The organism is Sphingomonas sp., from assembly GCF_031361285.1.
GTDB lineage: Bacteria > Pseudomonadota > Alphaproteobacteria > Sphingomonadales > Sphingomonadaceae > Sphingomicrobium.
Genome location: NZ_JANMCO010000063.1, coordinates 1 through 2,022, shown reverse-complemented (window position 1 = coordinate 2,022; position 2,022 = coordinate 1). Strand labels below are relative to the sequence as shown.

Annotated in this window: 3 protein-coding genes and 1 pseudogene; 2 read left to right on the top strand and 2 right to left on the bottom strand. The window is 63.1% G+C overall.

From position 1 onward, the window contains the following. Nucleotides 1-218 precede the first annotated feature (218 nt). On the top strand, nt 219-551 hold the full coding sequence (locus RMO25_RS06405; RefSeq protein WP_309661769.1) for a hypothetical protein: 333 nt from the start codon (nt 219-221) through the stop codon (nt 549-551). A 19-nt stretch (nt 552-570) separates the two neighbouring features. Here the strand turns inward: RMO25_RS06405 and RMO25_RS06400 are convergent, their stop codons facing one another. Then, nucleotides 571-987: a hypothetical protein gene (locus tag RMO25_RS06400; protein WP_309661768.1), complete on the bottom strand. Its 417-nt coding sequence runs from the start codon at nt 985-987 to the stop codon at nt 571-573. 45 nt (nt 988-1,032) lie between these two features. Continuing rightward, nucleotides 1,033-1,578 (bottom strand): type 1 glutamine amidotransferase domain-containing protein, encoded by a 546-nt coding sequence (locus tag RMO25_RS06395; RefSeq protein WP_309661767.1) that lies wholly within the window; start codon nt 1,576-1,578, stop codon nt 1,033-1,035. A gap of 49 nt (nt 1,579-1,627) precedes the next feature. Here RMO25_RS06395 and RMO25_RS06390 point away from each other — a divergent pair. Then, a pseudogene (locus tag RMO25_RS06390) lies at nt 1,628-2,022 on the top strand (DNA topoisomerase IB); the annotation flags it as partial.

Here is a 2,022-nt window from a genome sequence, read left to right as displayed (position 1 = left end):
GTCGGTGCCTTGCTCTTTGCCATAGGCAGTTTGTACCACAAACGTTTACATGTCGCAAGGGGATAAGCACCGAAAGTTCTTCGCCGTAGCCACACGGCTCCCACCCGCTTTGGACGTGAAGCCCTTGGCGACCCTCGATTTGTCTTCGATTTGAGAAAGGGACGTGAGCCCCGCCCCGTGACCGTCCAACGCGTCCGGGACTTCCTGGAGGCAGCCCAATGCTGACCATGGCGATGACACGCGCGGCATCGGGGCTGCTTCGCGCCCTGCTCGAGCGCACCGGCGATCAATCCAGTAGGATTTTACTCAGCGAAATCCAGTCGGTGGACTGGCAATCGCTAACTTTCACCGGCGAAACGCATTTGCTGTGGCTGCGCGTCCCCGGCCCGAACGCCGACCGGATCGTCGGCCGACTCACCGCCGACCTTGGCAATGCGGAGTTTGCGATCCCGGGTCATCTGGTCGCGGACATTGCCGTGGCCAGTGCGCCTTCCTGCGCGCTCGACGGCTCGGTCACTTTGGCCATCGAAGCGCTGACAATCGCCGACTAAAGGCGCGGCCGAACCACGCTCAGTACAATGAACGCCGCAGCTCAGCGAGGGCTTCGACCAACGCCTGGGATGCATCCGGGAGAGCTGGGCTGCGATAGTTTGACGGAAGGTGGCTTTGGCTCGGGCCGAACAGCCGAACCACCCGGGCGTCAGGACCGACTTCACCAAGCTCATCGTCGAGGATCAACTCATCGGCCACATCCTGGGCTGGCTCGAATGTCTCGAGCAGGAATTTTGGCAAGGCATGAGCTTGGACTTCGGGGGAGATTCGCCTCAGTCCCGATATCGCGACCAAAAAAGCGCCCGCAGCCACCACCGTCGTAACGCCGCCGTCCGACCCCACGGCCCAAAGCGAAAAACCGACCGCAACCGCGAAAATCGTGGCGGCGGCCATATCCACGGCCAGTTCGGCCCGATCCTGGTTTCCCCAATCCATGGCGCCGGACTTAACGCCAATAGGTTTCCAGCCCGTTAGGCGGCCCTAAGTGCCACTCTTCGCCTCGATCAGGCGGATCAGGGCGTCGGTGAAGGCTGCGACGTCGTCGGGATTGCGGCTGGTGACGATATTGCCATCGGTCACGGCCGCCTCATCGACGACGATCACGCCTGCATTGCAAAGGTCGGTCCGGATCGATGGCCAGGCGGTCGCCTTGCGCCCCCGCAGCACATCCGCCTCGACCAGCAGCCAAGGGCCGTGGCAAATCGCCGCGACCGGTTTTCCCGCGTCGGCAAAGGCGCGAATCACTGCAATCGCCTGCCTGTTCAGGCGGAGCGTATCGGGATTGCGCACTCCGCCCGGCAACACGAGCGCGTCAAAATCGTCCGCTAACACCTCATCGATGGTCAAATCGGGCCGAATGGTTTTGCCCGGGTCGTCGTGCACCGTGGCCTGAATTGGCGACCGGCTCGGTGATGCGAGCTTCACCACTGCCCCTCGCCCCAGGAGGATTTCGCGCGGCCCGAACAACTCCGATTCCTCGAAACCATCGGTGGCCATGATCAATATTGTCTTGCCTGCGACCGTCATTGTACCTGCCCTACCGGAACTTCATGCCCCTCGCGGTCATTACCGCGCCATGTTACGACACAGCAGCGATACCGAACCTGGCCTCACCCGCAAGCGGATCAAGGCCGCCTGGGGCTATTTCAACGCCGCCGGCAAGCGCGTCACCGATCGCGACGAGATCAACCGACTGAACGCCATCGCTCTGCCGCCGCCCTACACCAACGCCTGGTTCTGCGCCGATGCCAATGGCCATCTGCAAGCGACCGGGATCGATGCCCGCGGGCGCAAACAATACCGCTATCACCCCGCCTTTCGCGAACGCCGCGACGCCGCCAAATATGACGGCCTGCTCGACTTCGGCAAGGCGCTGCCCAAGCTCCGGCGGCGGGTCGAGCAGGACGTCAAGCGCCGCAAGCTTGGCCGCGAAACCGTGCTGGCGGCGATCGTCCGGCTGCTCGACACCGA

Bases quoted from the DNA above. Each gene is read 5' to 3' on its own strand.
- RMO25_RS06405 (WP_309661769.1), top strand. From the start codon at position 219: ATGCTGACCATGGCGATGACACGCGCGGCATCGGGGCTGCTTCGCGCC.
- RMO25_RS06400 (WP_309661768.1), bottom strand. From the start codon at position 987: ATGGATTGGGGAAACCAGGATCGGGCCGAACTGGCCGTGGATATGGCC.
- RMO25_RS06395 (WP_309661767.1), bottom strand. From the start codon at position 1,578: ATGACGGTCGCAGGCAAGACAATATTGATCATGGCCACCGATGGTTTC.